Raw genomic sequence first — 17495 nt, forward strand, 5'->3', positions numbered from 1 at the left:
TTATTCAAAGCGAACCCAATCCACTTTCGCTTCTCCCTTTTTCACAACCAACTTCAAATTCTGCAATCCGGAGGTTGTTGTTTTTAATTCTTCTTCGGCTTCCTGCCAATCACCATCACCAGAAACTTTGACAATAGCCAATAGCGCATCTGAAGTGGTTCTAATTTCTAAAACAGCACCCTTGCTGCTATGTGCTTTGATCTGAACAGCCTTCAGTGTTTTCGAAAAATCGACACTGTTGTACTGCACCCAAGACCCTTTACCAGACAAGTTCAAATACCAACCCTGGAATGTGTCCGTGGAATCATTGAAACTGATACTGGCATCCTCACTTTTACTGGAATATCTATCGATCTGTATTTTATCACTAGCTATAGTAATGCCAATTCCTCTAAGGGTAGGCGTCACTTTTCTGATCTTTCCATCAGGTTCAAAAAACAAGCTATCCGCCATGATCGATCGGCTCTTGTCAAATTGGGGTGAAAGTTCATTGTGATGGTAAAACAGCAAGTACTGTCCTTTGTAATTGATGATAGAATGATGGTTGGTCCAGCAACCTGTAGGCGACTCATCCATGATCACGCCCTGCACGGTAAATGGCCCCAAGGGAGAATCACCCGTTGCATATTCTAAGCGTTCGGTCTTGTTCTCTACATGTGGATAGGTCAGGTAATAAACCCCATTGCGTTTGATCATATAAGGGCCTTCTTTGTGTCCCTTTTGAGGAAGGTCTCCCAAAACAGTAGGTTCAGCTGCCAGCTCCAGCATATTTTCCTTGAGCGGAGCACCATAGATTTGGCTTCTCGACCAGTAGAGATAGGCCTGACCGTCATCGTCTATGAACACATTCGGGTCTATTCCTTTGATACCTTCAATCGGGTTTTCTTCTGGAACATAAGGGCCCTCTGGTGAATCGGCTACCGCCACACCTACCGTAAAACCACCCTCACCTTCAGCCGCATCCTTTTTCTTTGTGGGGAAGTAAAAGTAATATTTACCATTTCGCTCGATGCAATCGGGAGCCCACATGCTATAGCCTTTAGGATCAGCCCAGGCTACATTCTCCTGACTTACGATCATGCCATGATCTGTCCAATTGGTCAGGTCAGCAGATGAAAACACATGATAGTCTTCCATACAGAACCAACCTACACGCCCCTTGCCTTCCTCGGCCAGAATATCATGGGATGGAAACACATATACCTTATCACCAAACACACGTGCAGAAGGATCAGCAGTAAACTGATCCTGTATCAATGGGTTTTGAGCATTCAACTGCCCCAGTAGCAACATAGCCATTGCACCGAGAATACACCTCCCTCTCTTCACTTTCATATTTCTCTTTTCTATTATTTCTGATATAAGTCAATGATCTCTTGTACTACAGCTTTGGGTTGGTTTTCTCTATCGAAGAGCAAAGGGTAATCGGTACGTCCTTTGATTGGCCAATTGTTTTTCCATGAATGGTCGTCGGTCACCCCCCACAGTGTTACTCGGTCTATTTTGTCTTCATGCTTCAAAAACAGCTTGTACAGGTCCAGGTATCGCTGGTCGAATTTCTTCTGTACTTTTTTTGGCAAACCGTCCGGATATGGATTCATTCTTTCCTCATAGCTGACATTGGTCGAAACATCCGCACCCATATCACCCCACGGCGATGGAAGAACAGTTATGTCCAGTTCTGTGATACTCACCTTCAATCCCAATTCTGAAAAAGCCAAAATACTCTTCTCAAATTCATCTAATGAGGGATAATCCAGACCCAAGTGCCCCTGCATGCCAATGCCATGAATCGGAATCCCTGCTTCTTGTAAACTCTTGACCATGGCCACTACCCCAGCTCTACGGCCCGGGTTACTCATGGAATAGTCATTGTAGTAAAGCTCAGCCTCAGGATCTGCCTCGTGGGCAAACTGGAAGGCCAGTTTGATAAAGTCTTCTCCAATGATTTTGTAGAATTTACTCTCGCGCCAAGACCCGTCATCTTCTATCGCTTCGTTGACCACATCCCAGGTATCAATACGACCTTTGTATCGACCAACCACTGTATAGATATGATCCCTCATTCGGCGGATCATTTCTTCTCTGGACACTTGATTGCCATCATCATCAGTAAAAAACCATTTGGGCGCCTGCGAATGCCAAACCAAGGTATGCCCTGTAATAAACATGTCATTTTGCTCTCCAAAATCCACGAAGGCATCTGCCCAATTGAAGTTAAACTCTCCCTTTTTGCGCTGAAGCCAGCCGCTTTTCATCGTATTGCCGGATACAATAGCATTGAAATGTTCTGTAATAATATTTTGAATAGTGGTGTCATTACCTACTATCGTCTGAGGGACATTGAGCGCTGCGCCCGTATAAAATTTGTCCCCGATCCCGTCCTTGAAAGATGTGATTTTTTGTGCTTGGGAAAAAAAAGGTATTAAAATGAATAGTAGTGCAGAATAACTCAAAGTAGTTATTCGATTATAGTCTAGGGTCAAAAGATGCCTTAAAACTGGATTTGCACTATATCTTGATACATTATTTTGCTTCTCAGCAAGAGTAAATTTATTTGATGTCATTCCATAATCAGTTTACGTCTATCTAAGTGAAAGACCTTTTTCGACTTAAATACCCCTTCGGATATAAGAAAGTTTAAAAGGGGCAAATGCATGCCCCTTTCATTTGTATTTTCGATCAGAGAATTATTGAACCACAATACGCTGTGAATCTTCAAACCCTTGACCACTCACCTTTAAGATATAGATCCCCTTAGGCAAGTTAGTCTGCAACTGATGCGTCATGGCTCCTGCCAGCCTTTCTACCAGTATTTGTTTGCCATCGATGCTGAAGATTTTCAGATCAAAATCCTCCTCTGTACCTAATGAGATATTCAGATTACCGTTGATGGTCGGATTAGGATACACCGACAGAGATTTCTGAAGTGATTCCGTCTGCTGATCAATGCGACGAGCGCTCGATCCCAGATAGTTGAATTTGAAGAGCTGACATCCTGTACCGTAGTGATCCCAAAGCTGCATAGACTCTGATCCGTCCATCACACAGTTCGGCACATCCCAGCCTTTGTTATTATCGATAGAGGATAGGATACGATAGTAGCCGTTACCTGCATCTTGTACCGTCCAGGCCTGGGCTGTGTTGCCATAGTTGTCCCATAGTCGGATATCGGTACCATTAGAGGTAGATGCACTCGCCAGGTCTACACATCTATCAGAGCTACTCGCCGCAGATATGAATCTCCAATTGCCGTTGCCTGCATCGATGGCAATCCACTGCTGGGCAATCGCACCATTACGTCCAAAAGGTCTCAGCACTGCTCCATTTGAATCATCACCATATTGCAGGTCCAATACCAGGTTAGCATCGTTAGAAAATTCGATTTCATAGATACCATTATTGACCAACGCCACTGGATTTGGATTAGGGTTGGAACAAGACTGTGGCAACATATAATTATTCTCACCAAACTCCCTGAACCAATGCTTCACAGGAGCTGCGCAGGCCTGCCAATCTCCTCCATAGGCAGTTGCTCCATTGGGATCTCCATGGTCCAGTAGGTTGTCCGGTGCCAGTACATTCCAAGACACGTTCCCGGAATTGTAGAGGATATTATTAAGATTGGCTCCAAAGCCATTGCCTCCGGCTGTTCCAGTAGTCGCGGTCCCAAAGGTTCCATAGCCCGCTGGAGCCCAGTCGGTCTCCGTCACGATGATAGGCGCGATATCTGCGATAGGCTTTACATTGGTATCCCAACCAGCCTGGAAATCGGAGTAATTGCGCACACCTCCCCAGTACCCTGGATAAATGTGTACAGCATAGCCGATGTCTCCTCCAGTAATCGGATAGTTAACATAGCCCTGATAGTGTGACTGCCAACCTGTACCAGGAATCCAAAGCATATTGTTAGCTCCATTGTTTCGGATCAGATTCACGATGGGCTGAAAGAAATTTTTTAAAGCAGCAAAATGCTCATTGCCCGTAGATCCCCAGTTGCCATTCGTTCCTAAAATCTGAACTGGCTCATTCGCCAATTCGAACATCACATGATCTGCATTCTTCAAAGCCGGGTGCTGAGATAAATAGGTCCACACCTGGATTAGGTAATTGTGATAGGCATCCCCTACCGCAATATGCTCAGGGCAAACTCCAGGAGGCCGTAGTACCACGTACAAACCTCTCTGCGCCGCATGATTAATCAGTGGTACGATCACCTGATCGGTGTAGGTCACCAAACGATTGAAATCGAATCGCGAGATGTCGTTCTCTGGAATCGGTGCACCTGGTGTATTAGTCCAATAGGGGTCAAGGTGCAGGCGAATGTAATTCAAGTACCACCCGTCGGAGGTATCTGTCAAACGATCCATCACTGCATTGTTGTAGTTCAGACAACCCTGTACATCATAGTTGTCCCAGGTGCAGTACTGAGAACTGGAACCATACTGGCATCCATTGAACCAAGGGCTGGGTGTAATAGCGACCCCATGAAGGCTTACATTATTCCCACAATTGTCGACAAGATTTCTTCCATCCACATGAAGTGGTGGCAAAGGCATTCCGGGCCAGGCCTTCAAAACCGAAGGCAATAACCCGATCATTAAAATGAATAGTAATAGTCTTACATTTTTCATAGCATATAAATATTTGTTAGTTACATATTGATTTAGTTTTTGACAATAGAATGGTATTAACAGCCATTTGCCTGTCACATTCTAGGTTAGAACCAATCAACCTTCCAAACACATGAGCAATGAAATACCTCAAGTAAGCAAGCGAACCAAATAGTTCAACTAGTTAACCAAGAATTTCAATACTACTCCAACTTCCATATGACCTTCAATAAACACGGTCAACCTAGTCAAAACAGTAATTGCACAAAACGGTATAAATTATCTCTCCAAACAGGCCAGGTGTGCCCACCTGGGTATTCGTAGTATTTGTATTGTATTCCGATCTGATCAAATTCTTTCATCATCATTTGGCAATTGTCATAAGCGATGTCATCTTGACCGCCCATGGCAACCCAGAAGTTCTTCAGATTGCCATTGATTTGATCACTATTTTCTTTCATGAATTCATATTGCGAATTGGCCAATTCCTCCTGCATGCCCTGAATCCATCCTGAGCTAAAAACGCCCGGGCTAGAGAAAAAATCCGTGTTCTGAACACCGCTATACAGCGTATGGATACCGCCCATAGACAAGCCTGCCATGGCGCGTCCCTCAGCATCGGGTACTGCTCGAAATTCTTCCTCCACCAAAGGAACGATCACTTGCTTCAATTCTGCCTCGAATTGTTTCAATGCAGCTTCGTCAAAACCTCTGCCCGGCATATTGGCATCCGGCATCACTACCAGCATCGGTTTTGCTTTTCCTTCAGCGATCAGGTTGTCGAGGATCAAATCTGTCTTGCCTTGCATGACCCATCCTCGCTCGTCTTCACCACCCCCGTGCAGAATATAGAGAACAGGGTAATCTTCTTCTGACTCATCATATCCTGGAGGGGTATAAACATACATTTCCCTCCAGCTCCTGGTCACGGGAGAGAAATACTTCTTCCTGCGGATTTCTCCATGAGGCACATCCTTCAAAGCATAATAGTCTCCTCCAGCAAATGGAACTTCTATCCCACTAGCCATCCTACCCATACCATAGAAGGTCTCGCTAGCAGGGTCTGCAACAGCTACTCCGTCAATCAAAAGCGAGTAATAATGAAAGCCCGGCCCGATAGAGTCAGTCGTCACTGACCAAAAACCTTCTTCGTCCTTGATCATATCATATTTACCGCTCAGGTCTACCTGTACTTGTTGTGCATCTGGCGCCTTTGTTCTAAAAATCACGCGATGATCTGGTAATACCTGCGGATAAGCATTCGACCCTATATTGGTTTCGGCTGGCATTCCCAGTACACTGTATTGGTTGAACTTGCTTTTGTCCAAAGGCTTGAAAAGCAATTGAGAAAACTTGTAAAGGTCATTTTTCCAAACCTTAAAATCATGTCCGCCTGGCTCGATATAAAAAATGTGAGGAACCTTGTGCTTGTTGAGATAATCACTAGTTCGCTTACTAAAAGGCATCAGACCATCTGCATCCCCACATGAAACCCACAGCAGATTCAAACTTTTGGCTTTCTCTGGTTCTGGCAACAGCTCTGAGGGTGCTTTGGTGTTTGGAGCAGAAGAAAAGCCTCCAACCCATGCAAATTGATCTATGTTTCCCAATCCAAAATTGAGTGATTGTCCACCACCCATAGACAGACCTGCCACTGCGCGGTGTTCCCTATCCTTGTAGACTTTATAATTTTTTTGGACATAGGGGTTCAGATCATTGAGCAAATCTTTTTCGAAGGTAGAAAAGGCCTGTACCTTCAGGCTATCAAAAATATTACCCACTGCACGATCATCCTTCATCGCACGACCATTGGGCAATATCACGATCATTGGTTCCAGTTTCCCTTCTGCATAGAGATTGTCTAGAATGATTTGTGGCGTACCATTCTTGTACCATTCCCATTCGTCTCCACCGATTCCATGCAACAGATAGAGTACTGGGTATTTTTTCTTCTTAGAATAGCCTGGAGGTGTATAAACCAAAGCCCTGCGTGTATTCCCAACTGTCTTGGATTCGTAAGTGATCGTATCAATATCACCATGTGAAATATCCGCTTGATACTGATCAAACCCTTCTGGTGCCAGGTTTTCATAGTTTTGGGCATGGATCAACATGTAGCTGAAACAAACGCTCAATACGGTCAGTGTTAGTTTTTTCATAATCCGTGTTAGTTCAAATCTTATTATCTCACTATTAGTTTTTGGGTTTGCATTCCCTCAGATGTTGCTAGTTTCAGGATGTAAACTCCTGCTTTCAGGTTCAATACATCTTTCCATTTTCGAGTTGACATATCTGTTTGAATGTAAACTTCTTGCCCATTCATATTGAGCACAGTGACAGAGGCTATGCCCACCTCACTTGTAATGAGAAGCTCCGTACCTGATGTAATTGGGTTAGGATATATATTCAAACTATTCATCCCTTGCTCAGCATCCAAGACATACTCCTCCGGGTCATAATCCTTGATATAGTGTAATCGAAATTGCTGACACAATTCTCCGCTGTATTCAGTCAACTGAACGGGACTATCGCCACTCATGTCACAGTTTTCTACATCTACCCCTCTATATTCTTCTATTGCGGCTTTGGAAATAATCTGATGATACCCATTACCCAGATCCACCACTTTCCAATAAGAAGTAGGAGCATTGGCATCCTCCCCTAGAGTCATATGACTACCGGCCTCAATGCTGCCGCCCTCCAAGGCCAAAGGTCTGCCAGAATAGCTAGACAGAGGAATAAACTGCCAGTACTCATCTGTACTAATCACACGCCAACGTTGGTTATCTGCGGCTTTTCTGCTCTCGGGATATACCTTGTATGTACCGTTTTCCTGTTTTACACTCAGCACTTTTAGCGCATTGGACCTAAATTCAATTTCATAGATTTCATCACTATGATCAGTAGGTATGTAGGGATAGAAAGTTTCCTTTAAATTCAATCGGAATGTTTGGCAAGCCCCATCTACGAACTCTTGAACCTGCAAAGCCCTAGAACCATCCAAATTACAATCTTCTACTCCCCAGCTCTCCATACCATCAGACAGAGCTGCTGCTTTGGTTCTGAACTGTACCAGTCCATCTCCCAGATCAGTTAGCTCCCATAGCGCATGATCACCTCCCCCCTCACCGAGGACCAAAGCTGTACCCACGCTCGTCTCAGCACCTTGCAATACGATCACTCTATCTGATTCACTGGACATGGATATAAAACTCCAATACCCCTCTTCGTCTATCTGAGCTCGCCAGCGTTGACTGTTACTATTGTTTCTTTGGGCAGGAACAAGAGCGGCACCATTCGTATCCTGACCATTCGCCAACTCGACTACTTGAGAAGCATCAGCCCCTAGCTCGATTTCATATACGGCATCATGGTAGCGATCACAGTGATCAGGCTCTTCTGTGGCATACTCTTGAAACCAATTGTAGACAGGTAGAGCACAAGCCTCCAGATCCTCATTATACGCAATCCCTCTGTCTACATAGCCACTATCAATCAAGTTTTCTGGGGACAGTAGATTCCAGCTTACATTGCCCGATTCATCTGCCAGTGCTTTGAAGTTGGCACCAAAGCCCCATTCTCCAGCGGTTCCCGTCACACCGCCTTTGCCCCAGACGGGATATTCTTCCGGAGCCCAATCAATCTCGGTAATGGCAATGGGGGCAAAATCTGCCACAGGCTTAATGTTTTCATTCCAGTTGTCTCTAAAAATAGTTGGGTCATTGTTGTCCTGTCCCCAATAGCCCGGGTAGATGTGTACGGCATAGGCGATGTTGTTACCTTCTATCGGGTTATTGGCAAAGCCCTTGTAGTGCGACTGATAGCCTGAACCAGGAATCCAAAGGACATTATTGGCACCTTTCTCTCTGATCATATCCACTATTGGCTGAAAAAACAACTTGAGTGCATCGAAATGTGACTGGGTGTTGCTACCATATTCTCCATTGGTACCTTTGATGTGAACTGGCTCGTTGGCCAATTCGAACATGACATTGTCTGCATTACGTAGATCAGGATGGTCTGCCAAATGTCTCCATACCGTTTTGAGGTAATCATGATATGCATCCCCTACAGCTATTTCATGTGGGCATACGCCGGGTGGACGTAAGATGACGTACATACCTCGGGATTGGGCATGTTGGATCAGGGGTACGATGACATTGTCCACTGCCGAGACAAAGCGATCAAAATCAAAGGCAGAAATATCATTTTCACCCTCTGTAGCTTGACCAGGTGTATTGCTCCAGTAGGGATCGATATGCAGGCGCACATAGTTGAGGTGCCATCCTTCCTCCGCGTTGGTAAATTTATCCATCACTGCGGTATTGTAATCCAGACATCCTTGGACATCATAATTTTCCCAGCGACAGTCTCCCTGGGCGCACCCATTGAACCAGGGACTGGGAGTCATGGCTACACCATGTAGCAAAACCTGATTGCCGCACGGGTCTTGTAGGTAGCGGCCATTCACCTGAAGTGGTGGAGTCGCATCATCTGGCATGGCTATGATCCTAAACCCATATCCACATAAAATGAATATAAAAATAACAACTAAACGATAATACATATTGGAAGATTTAAACCTGCATATTGTACACAGCATTTACACGCATGATCTAATTAGCAACACAGATGAAATAGTCATTGAATCCTTTTGAATACCTCAAATCATATCAAACAAAATCAGATTTCGTAAATAACGGTTTTTATACTGTGATTTTTTTGATTAATAAAATCAACCCACAAACTGCATACACTAATCAGTAGATAAGCGTATGCAGCCATGGATTAAAAAACTAAATATGAATTACTATTTTATTACATCCCTTCCAACCCATCAGCAAAAGCTGAATAGGCAGGTTTTCTATCCAAGTCCGAATACCACAGACCCTGTATAGCATCTGTATCAAACGCACTTGAAACACTTACACCATAGCGCTGGGCTGCAGGCACATGCTCGGCGTACATATCCAAAACGTATTTGTACATATCAGCCTGTTCCATCATCAGCTCATAACTTACTTCTGCATCACCGAGACCAACGGAGAGATCAGAGATTCTGACCAGCTTTCCTGTCTCTGCCAGCATCTGTAGCATTTCTACAATGCTCTCCTTGTTAGAGGTCACTGAGATATTCATTTGTGCGCTAATACCATCTACCGTAGCACCCTGCTCTTCGATATAAGCAACATAATCGATCAAGCCCTGACACTTGTCAAGATTAGAAGCCATGTTGCTTTCAGTGATAAACAGCTTGTCACCTTCATTGCCATATTCTCTGGCCCAGTTAAATGCCTTCACAGCATAGTCCTTGCCCAGATAGTCTTGCCAATAGAACTCTCCAGCTGGCACTTCTTCTCCTCCGCCTTTCAGGTCGCTAGGGTTGTTATCATCCATCGGATTGCTGACGACATCCCAGGCCATCACATTTTCCTTGGAGACTTCCATCACTCCTGCGATGTATGTCTCCATCGCGTAACTCAAAGTATCGTTCTTTTCCTCTGGAGTTAACTCAATGACTTGCTCACCACCACCTTCTTCGTTGTACCACCTTACCTCTATGTTGTCAAAGTAGTAGCTTGTGGCAGTACTACCCAAATTGAAAGCTATAGTATTACACTCCGAGGTCTCTGCAGAAATTGTAATTTGAACGTTGACAGAAGTCCACTCTGTAGTAGCATTGATAGCCCCGAAAAAATCCCAGTGTTTGTAAGCTCCTGGTGCCGTCTGCGCCTGAGTCGCCATAGTAGCTGCTGCATCAGCACGGACATCCATGGTCAATTGCAACTGCTGTCCTTCTTCTGTAGGAGTACCGAAGTTAAAAAACAATTGAGACTCCCAATCGTTTTCTCGAACCGCTGAGTTGGTCACAACCAAAGCTCTACCACTTCCTTCTGCTCCTTCTCCACTAGCTGTAAAAGACAAAGCCGCAGCAGCCTCATCATTGCTTTGATAGTTAGAAGCATCGTCTGTTTCAAAATCGTTTCCAGACAACAAACCCCAAGTAGGGCCTCCACCACCCTCTTCATTGAATTTATCTACAACTATATTGTCAAAGTAATAGCTGGTAGCCGTATTACCTAGATTTAAAGCAATGGTATTACATTCAGAAGTTTCGGCTGTAACCGTGATCTCTACTTCAATTGAAGTCCATTCGGTAGTAGCATTAATAGCCCCAAAGAAATCCCAATGCTTATACCCCCCTGGTGCTGTTTGGGCTTGAGTCGCCATAGTAGCGGCAGCATCCGCCCGTACATCCATCCTTAGACGATACACATCTCCTTCTTCTGTCGGCGTCTCAAAAGTCACAAATAATTGCGACTCCCAATCATTCTCACGAACAGCCGAATTTGTGACAACTAGCGCTCGACCACTTCCACCTGCACCTTCTCCATCCGCAGTAAAAGACAAAGCTGCAGCAGTTGCATCGTTACTTTGATAGCCAATAGCATCATCTGTTTCAAAATCCAGATTTACTTGTTCTTCCCATTCAGGGCCTCCAGAAGCAGGGATGATAGTTGGTGCTATAGTTGCATTCAGATAGGTCGAATTTTGATTGTTATTAGCAACCAAACCACCCCCATGAACTGACAAACCTACTCCGGTAGACGTTTCTACGAAACTCTCTAGATCTGTAGTTACAGAGCTACCATCTGCCTGCACAATCGTACCATGACTAATGCCGACTGCCTCTATTTCGGTAAAGTTGCTGTTGACCAAGCGAGAGTTGACACCTTGCCCCATATAGTTGGACAAGTCAACTTTTGTGCCCAATAGTAACCCCTCAGCTTTGTAAGCTGTCAGTTCATTATAAGCATTGATTGCTTCTTGTTGCTCCACACTAACAGGCTTTTCGACAACATAGGCCAAATCAGTATAATCGGCACAGGATGTTGCGCCAACAATTAGCGCAAGCATCCATACCATTTTATATGTATTTTTCATGTCCTTCATTTTCATAGTTTGCACATTAATTCACTATTGGCGTAAAAAGTTCTATGTCCACACCACGATTTCTGATGACCAAAGTATCTATAGTACTATAGTGCACAGTCTCCGTATCTATTACACCTGCGTCCTGATAATCAATCTCTACATCATACCCAACTTCGTAGTTTAGATACAAACCATCTCGATCCTGATCACCCCAGCTTTTAACTTCACCATCCTCTACGAACTGTCCAGTGCCTGTTGCCACAAAATTATATACTCTTACAGAGTCATTGACCTGATAAGTATCATTCAACGCAGACACAGTGATGTTAAGATCATCATCCACAGTCAGGTTCATTTCCAGATTAAGATTCTGTCCTTCCTTATTCTGATAATCCAAAGGAAAATGAACTTCGGTCATGGAGCGAGTAGTCAATTGCCATACCGCATCATCCTCAACATACTGCTGATGACGAACTTCTGTAGTGTTGACACCATCTTTGGTGACTTCATCAACACCTCTCCTTAGGTAGTATCCATGCCATGGATTGATGTACTTGATCGCATACAAGATGAAATCTTTGGGCTGTACACTCCAATCACCCGCTACAGCTGGTCTTGGGTTTTCTACCTGAGGAACACCTGATAGAATAGAATCAGCTGCGGTCACATTGGACATTTGCACAGGGATCACGTAGGTGTTTCGAATCGCCTCCGGATCAGCAAAGAAAGCCTCTGTCAATTGCACCTCAACTCCACCTGTCAACTCCCCTTTCTTGATGACGATTTGATCATCAGAAAGAGAATAATAGGTAGTTGGCATGATCAACAGATCTGTACCATTATCGAATTGTAGATCCTGTGCATAATTATTATCAACAGAGATATCTACAGTCACATCATGCGGGTTGCTATATACACCACCTGTGGTGGCCATGATCTTGCATTTCCACTCATTGTCTAGTGTCGTATCAAATATATCATCCCCTAATACAATAGTCCTGACAGGATATTGATAGGAAAAATATACCGACTGATACTCAAAGTCATTAAACTCCCAGTCCTTGTTGTGACAAGAGGTCAATCCAACCAGTGCAGTACTAAATAATATTAAAAATATCTTTTTCATAATTCTTTTCTTTTATTGAATTACCATCCCATATTTTGCTCTAAAGCACCATACTTGAGCATTTCATTGAAAGGCACCGGACCATAGATCATATAATCATCGAACACCCTATTTTCTACAGAAATAACTTGGTGATTTCCATTTTCGATGCGTACACCTAGTGCAGCCTCTGTCAAATCCTCTTCCCATCTACGCAAATCCCAAAAACGGAAACCTTCAAAGCATAACTCTAATCTTCTTTCGTTCTTGATCAATTCGCGCATATCTTCGGTACTACCTTGAGCCAGTGTCAGGTAAGGGTCAGTTCCTGCTGTACCCAATCCTGCTCTTTGGCGAATCGCCGAGATCACATCTACTGCAGAGTAAGCGTTGCCTCCTGTACCGGTAGGCCCAAATGCTTCGTTGGCTGCTTCTGCATAGATGAGGTAAATTTCTGTATAGCGAATATGAGGATCCAGGTGCGCTTGTCCATTGGTCGCATTTGGATCCAAATTCACATCACTTCTGAGCAGTTTGCGCAAATAGTAACCTGTTCGAGTAGCATTTTCACTTTGGTTTAAGCCGTCATTGGTATCACCGTCAACAGCTGTATTAACGACACCTCCACTAGCACCAAAAGTATCTCCATTCACAATGATGAACTGGCGCAACCTCGGGTCTCTGCCGGTATAAGGATCCGATGGATCAAAACCGCTCGAAGGATCCGTGATTGGGTATCCATTGTCCATAGGGAAAGCATCTACCAGGTTTTGGGTAGGATTGACAAGTCCATTTCCAAACAAAGTTGGAGGGTAGTTGTCTGCTTCCAAATCGCTGTTCACATCTGCAATACTGGTTCTCCATAGTATTTCATCAGGGTTGACTCCCCCTCCTACGTCTGAGATGCTGACATCATCAAACCAAGTCACTCCATCAGCTGCTAAACCAGCCACTCCACCATTTAGATCAATGACTTCTGCTGCATAAGCAGCCGCATCCGCCCACGTCGTACTGTTATTGGCACTGAATGCAGGACTAGTCGCCATGAGTGCCGCCTGTGCACGCACCGCACGAACGATTCGTCCAGAGATCAACAGTCGGGCATCATCCCCAAACACTCTTTCATAGTCTGGTACTCCTGCTCCTTCTGCCACGTACTTCTCTGGAATTAGGGACTCATCACCAATATTGGTATAGTCATCGGGCAACAAAGCTAAAGCTGCCTCAGAATCAGCGTAGAACTGCTGCATACACTGCTCGAAAGTAGCTCTAGGCACATTAAACTCTGAAGACAAATTTTTAGATCCCAAAACAATAGGTACACCTAAGAGTTCACCTCCATTGCTCATGCCTCCATGTGCTTGAAGCAAATAGTACATAAACAAAGCTCTAAGCCCATAGATTTCGCCCGTGATCCGATCCTGAAACATCTCATTGACGACAGGCGTCTCAGAGAATTTCACAGAATCCACCGTTTCCAACATCAAGTTGAGGTATTGGATGGCCGCTCTAGAATTAGACCATTGCTCCATTGGGTTGTTGTTGGCTGCCCACTGGCCTGTCCCCAAAGCATAGAAATTATCATCTTGGTCATTGGAAACGGCATTGTCAGTAGCCATGTCACTCAGGTCATTGCCGATGGTGGGTATCCGTCCATAGCCGTTTTGAAGCAAACCATGAGCAAACCGAGGCTCATTGAATCCCTCTTCCAGCCCACGGTTGTTTTCGATCGCAGGCTCTATCAGGTCATCACATCCTACTAGGACAAAGATGATAGCTAGATATATTAATATATTCTTATTCATTTCTTTCAATTTTTGTCCTACTTAAAACATTGCTCTTAGTCCCAAATTGTAGAATCTGGTTTGTGGCGCACTGCCAATATTCATTTCCAGAATCTCACGATTAGGAGAGATAGTCAATAGGTTGGCTCCATTGACATAGATACCGAGCTCTCGAATAAAGCTGTCAGGCCCTCCCAATAGGCTTTCAGGAAAATCGTAAGAAATCTGCACTCTAGACAAGTCAAAGCGATCAGTACTATACATCCAGAAATCAGAGTTTCTGAAATTATTGGCACCATTCAATGTCGTCAAACGAGGAAATGTCGCCGAGTTCTGCGTGTCCTCTGTCCATCTTCCTCGAACTTCTTCAGAGTATTTGTCCTGACCATTGACCCAGAAATAATTGTTGTTCTTCATCCCATAAGCACCAGAGCGGTATGTTCCCAATGCGAAGAATGTGAAGTTTTTGTAATTGGCCGTGAGGTTAAAACCCATCGTCAAAGGAGCACCCGACCAACCCGCTCTACCCAAGTAAACTTCGTCCTGCGCATTGATGATTCCGTCATTGTTTTGATCCTTGTACTTGAGATCACCTGGTTGTACTTCACCCAATGCGATTTGATCTGGTGAATTTTGAATATCTGTAGCATCTGCAAAGAAGCCTAGATTTTCCAACCCCCAAATTGCGTCCAAAGGTTGTCCCTGTCTGTTTTGGTAAGCGTCCTCATACATCTCCGCGCGCTGGCTTGCTTCGGTAGTATAATAGATCCCTGACACACCTAAAGATAGTGCTAGCTCTCCCACATTTTGGTTCAGTCTTAGGTTAAAATCAACCCCCATCCGATCATCATTGTTGTAGTTCGTATATGGAACAAATGACCCACTAGGGTAGCCATTGGAAACAAAATAACTAGGAAACAGCACATTGTTTTGGACAGCAATACCAGATGTCTGACTGGCAAAAAACGACCCCTCAAAAACTATGGCATTGTCAAAAAGTGCAAAATCAAGACCCAAGCTCAACTCTCTTCTTTGTGGATAATCCAAATTAGGGTTAGATCCTCTTCGAGAGTCTGTACTTTGGTTAGAAAAACCATCCTTCCAAGTCACCCATGCTCCATCGGTCTGGTTATAAACTTGCTGATATAGATAGTAATCAGATGCGTCATCTTCATTATTTACATTTTGAATATCCAGATCAGTATTTAGAATACCACCCGAAACACTTAGTTTCAAATTGCTAAGAAAAGATACATCCTTCAGAAAAGCCTCCTCGCTCAAACACCATCCTAGCGTAGCTGTAGGAGAAATACTCTGACGGTTGTCCTCTGGTAACTTGGCCGAATGCACCAAAGCCCCATCAAAATCTACATAATATTTATGTTTGAAATTGTACCCTAAATGCAGACCTAGGTTCGCATTGCTAGGTTTGTGATAGAGTGCTGAGATAGAACGTTGAAATCCATATGCAAGCAACATTCCTGAGAAGTTGTGCTTGTTGTCAAAGGTTCTCTGATAATCTAAGTGTGCATTAAAAGACAGGGTCTGCGTGTACCAACTATCCGTTATGTCCTGTGATCCAGAACTGGCGTCATTGCCATACTTTGTCAATGATGCAATCCTATTGTCTCCTGCATAGCTCGTCCAAGAGGGTTGATAAACAGCATATTCATTGTTAAAAGCGACATTGTAAGTAGAATTATAATCCACACCAAATGTCGTACTCAAAGACAACCCCTGTACCACAGCACCCAAATCTGCATTGGCACCAGCATTGAACTGAAACTGTCTGCTATTGTAGTTATTCGTTCCACCAGCATAAATCGCACCAATCGGGGTGGACTGCTGCAGCTGTGTACCTCCTAGCAAATATTGGCCGTTTATGATATTCTGGCTCGCACCTACCAAATCAAGAGACGCTTGGTCGTTTGCTTCTATCCTGTCAATCGGTACTAAGGGAGTATATCGATTGGGTGTTAACGTATCTGCGGCACCCCAATAATCCGTATTAGACCCTATGCCATTGTAAAAAACCACAGCAGCATCAACCTTGGCAGTCAGCCAATTGGCAATATTCATATCTACATTGCCTCGAATGTTGAAACGCTTGTCATGGTTTTCAGTCGCTCCTCCAAAATTGAGCGGTGTACCTGTACGGTAAAAACCCATGTTGGTATAATACTGTGTTTTTTCATTGCCACCTTCGATCTCTACGGTAGCATCATAGCGACTGTATGCCTTCTGAACATAGTCTGTAGAATAATAATCCACATCAGGATACCTATATGGATCTGTACCCTGTGCAGAATAATAAATCTGCTCCTGGGAATATAATTCATCCAAACCATCATTGACACGTGCCTCATTAAATAAGTCCATGTACTCAGCAGACCCTAGGTAACGTGGGTAAGCTTTAGGAACATGAACTCCAGCGTTGGTTCTCACAGTAATCTCCTGTCCATGAATCTTGCCACGCTTGGTTGTAATGAGTACAACACCTCTGGCGCCCATGCTACCATACAATGCGACTGCAGATACCCCTTTGAGAAACGTGACTTGGGCTACTTCTGTAGGCAAGACACTACCAATATCGCGAGGCACTCCATCTATCAAGGTGAGGTAATCCGTTTGCCCCCAAAGGTTGCCGTTGAATCCCCCTACAAAAGCCTCCATATTATCTAACGGATTAGTAATGTAGTTTTTGTCCAAAATAGATGGCATATCTACAAAAGACACATCATGACTAAGGTCTTTTTCGCCAACTTGACGAAACGCCACTTCTACAGGATAACCGTCCGAGCCTGGCAACAAAACCACTTCCTTGTTGGCCACAGTATCTGCAGAAGCTATGAGTTTGTCTGCTTCACCATTGTTATCCTTGTATAAATCTATGTCCACACCACTTTGAGCCCTTATAGGTACAATACTGGCGGTCAATTCTGTATTCATGGTATTTTGTGCCTGTAGCAAAGCCGGAAAGAAGCCCCACACAGCACATAGCACCATTGCTATTTTCATATAATTCATGATTGTTTCACTTTAAAGTTATAAGTACTT

9 protein-coding genes are annotated in these 17495 nt (G+C 44.1%); all 9 read right to left on the reverse strand.

Translation table 11 applies throughout. The features are described from left to right. The 9 genes from BUB99_RS02600 to BUB99_RS02640 all read right to left on the reverse strand — a co-directional run bounded on the left by BUB99_RS02600 (position 1) and on the right by BUB99_RS02640 (position 17456). A complete protein-coding gene (locus BUB99_RS02600) occupies positions 1 to 1335 on the reverse strand; it encodes a family 43 glycosylhydrolase (protein ID WP_170863718.1) in 1335 nt (444 codons plus the stop codon). Positions 1336 to 1349: 14 nt separating this feature from the next. After that, positions 1350 to 2456, reverse strand: a complete 1107-nt coding sequence (locus BUB99_RS02605; RefSeq protein ID WP_245816780.1) for an endo-1,4-beta-xylanase — start codon at positions 2454 to 2456, stop codon at positions 1350 to 1352. 234 nt (positions 2457 to 2690) lie between these two features. After that, entirely contained in the window at positions 2691 to 4634 is a 1944-nt protein-coding gene (locus BUB99_RS02610) for an RICIN domain-containing protein (protein ID WP_073119179.1), read from the reverse strand. A gap of 227 nt (positions 4635 to 4861) precedes the next feature. Beyond that, positions 4862 to 6772, reverse strand: coding sequence for an alpha/beta hydrolase-fold protein (locus BUB99_RS02615; protein ID WP_073119181.1), 1911 nt, complete (start codon positions 6770 to 6772; stop codon positions 4862 to 4864). 23 nt (positions 6773 to 6795) lie between these two features. Further along, positions 6796 to 9180 (reverse strand): cellulase family glycosylhydrolase, encoded by a 2385-nt coding sequence (locus tag BUB99_RS02620; protein ID WP_170863719.1) that lies wholly within the window; start codon positions 9178 to 9180, stop codon positions 6796 to 6798. Between the two features lie 251 nt (positions 9181 to 9431). Continuing rightward, positions 9432 to 11558, reverse strand: a complete 2127-nt coding sequence (locus tag BUB99_RS02625) for an endo-1,4-beta-xylanase (RefSeq protein ID WP_170863720.1) — start codon at positions 11556 to 11558, stop codon at positions 9432 to 9434. Between the two features lie 25 nt (positions 11559 to 11583). Beyond that, on the reverse strand, positions 11584 to 12675 hold the full coding sequence (locus BUB99_RS02630; RefSeq protein WP_073119186.1) for a DUF5627 domain-containing protein: 1092 nt from the start codon (positions 12673 to 12675) through the stop codon (positions 11584 to 11586). A 20-nt stretch (positions 12676 to 12695) separates the two neighbouring features. After that, positions 12696 to 14459 carry a RagB/SusD family nutrient uptake outer membrane protein gene (locus BUB99_RS02635; protein ID WP_073119188.1) on the reverse strand — a complete coding sequence of 588 codons (1764 nt, stop codon included), beginning with the start codon at positions 14457 to 14459 and terminating at the stop codon, positions 12696 to 12698. Positions 14460 to 14480: 21 nt separating this feature from the next. Next, on the reverse strand, positions 14481 to 17456 hold the full coding sequence (locus tag BUB99_RS02640; RefSeq protein WP_245816781.1) for a SusC/RagA family TonB-linked outer membrane protein: 2976 nt from the start codon (positions 17454 to 17456) through the stop codon (positions 14481 to 14483). Between the last annotated feature and the right edge of the window lie 39 nt (positions 17457 to 17495).

Source organism: Reichenbachiella agariperforans, from assembly GCF_900142205.1.
Classification (GTDB): Bacteria; Bacteroidota; Bacteroidia; order Cytophagales; family Cyclobacteriaceae; genus Reichenbachiella; species Reichenbachiella agariperforans.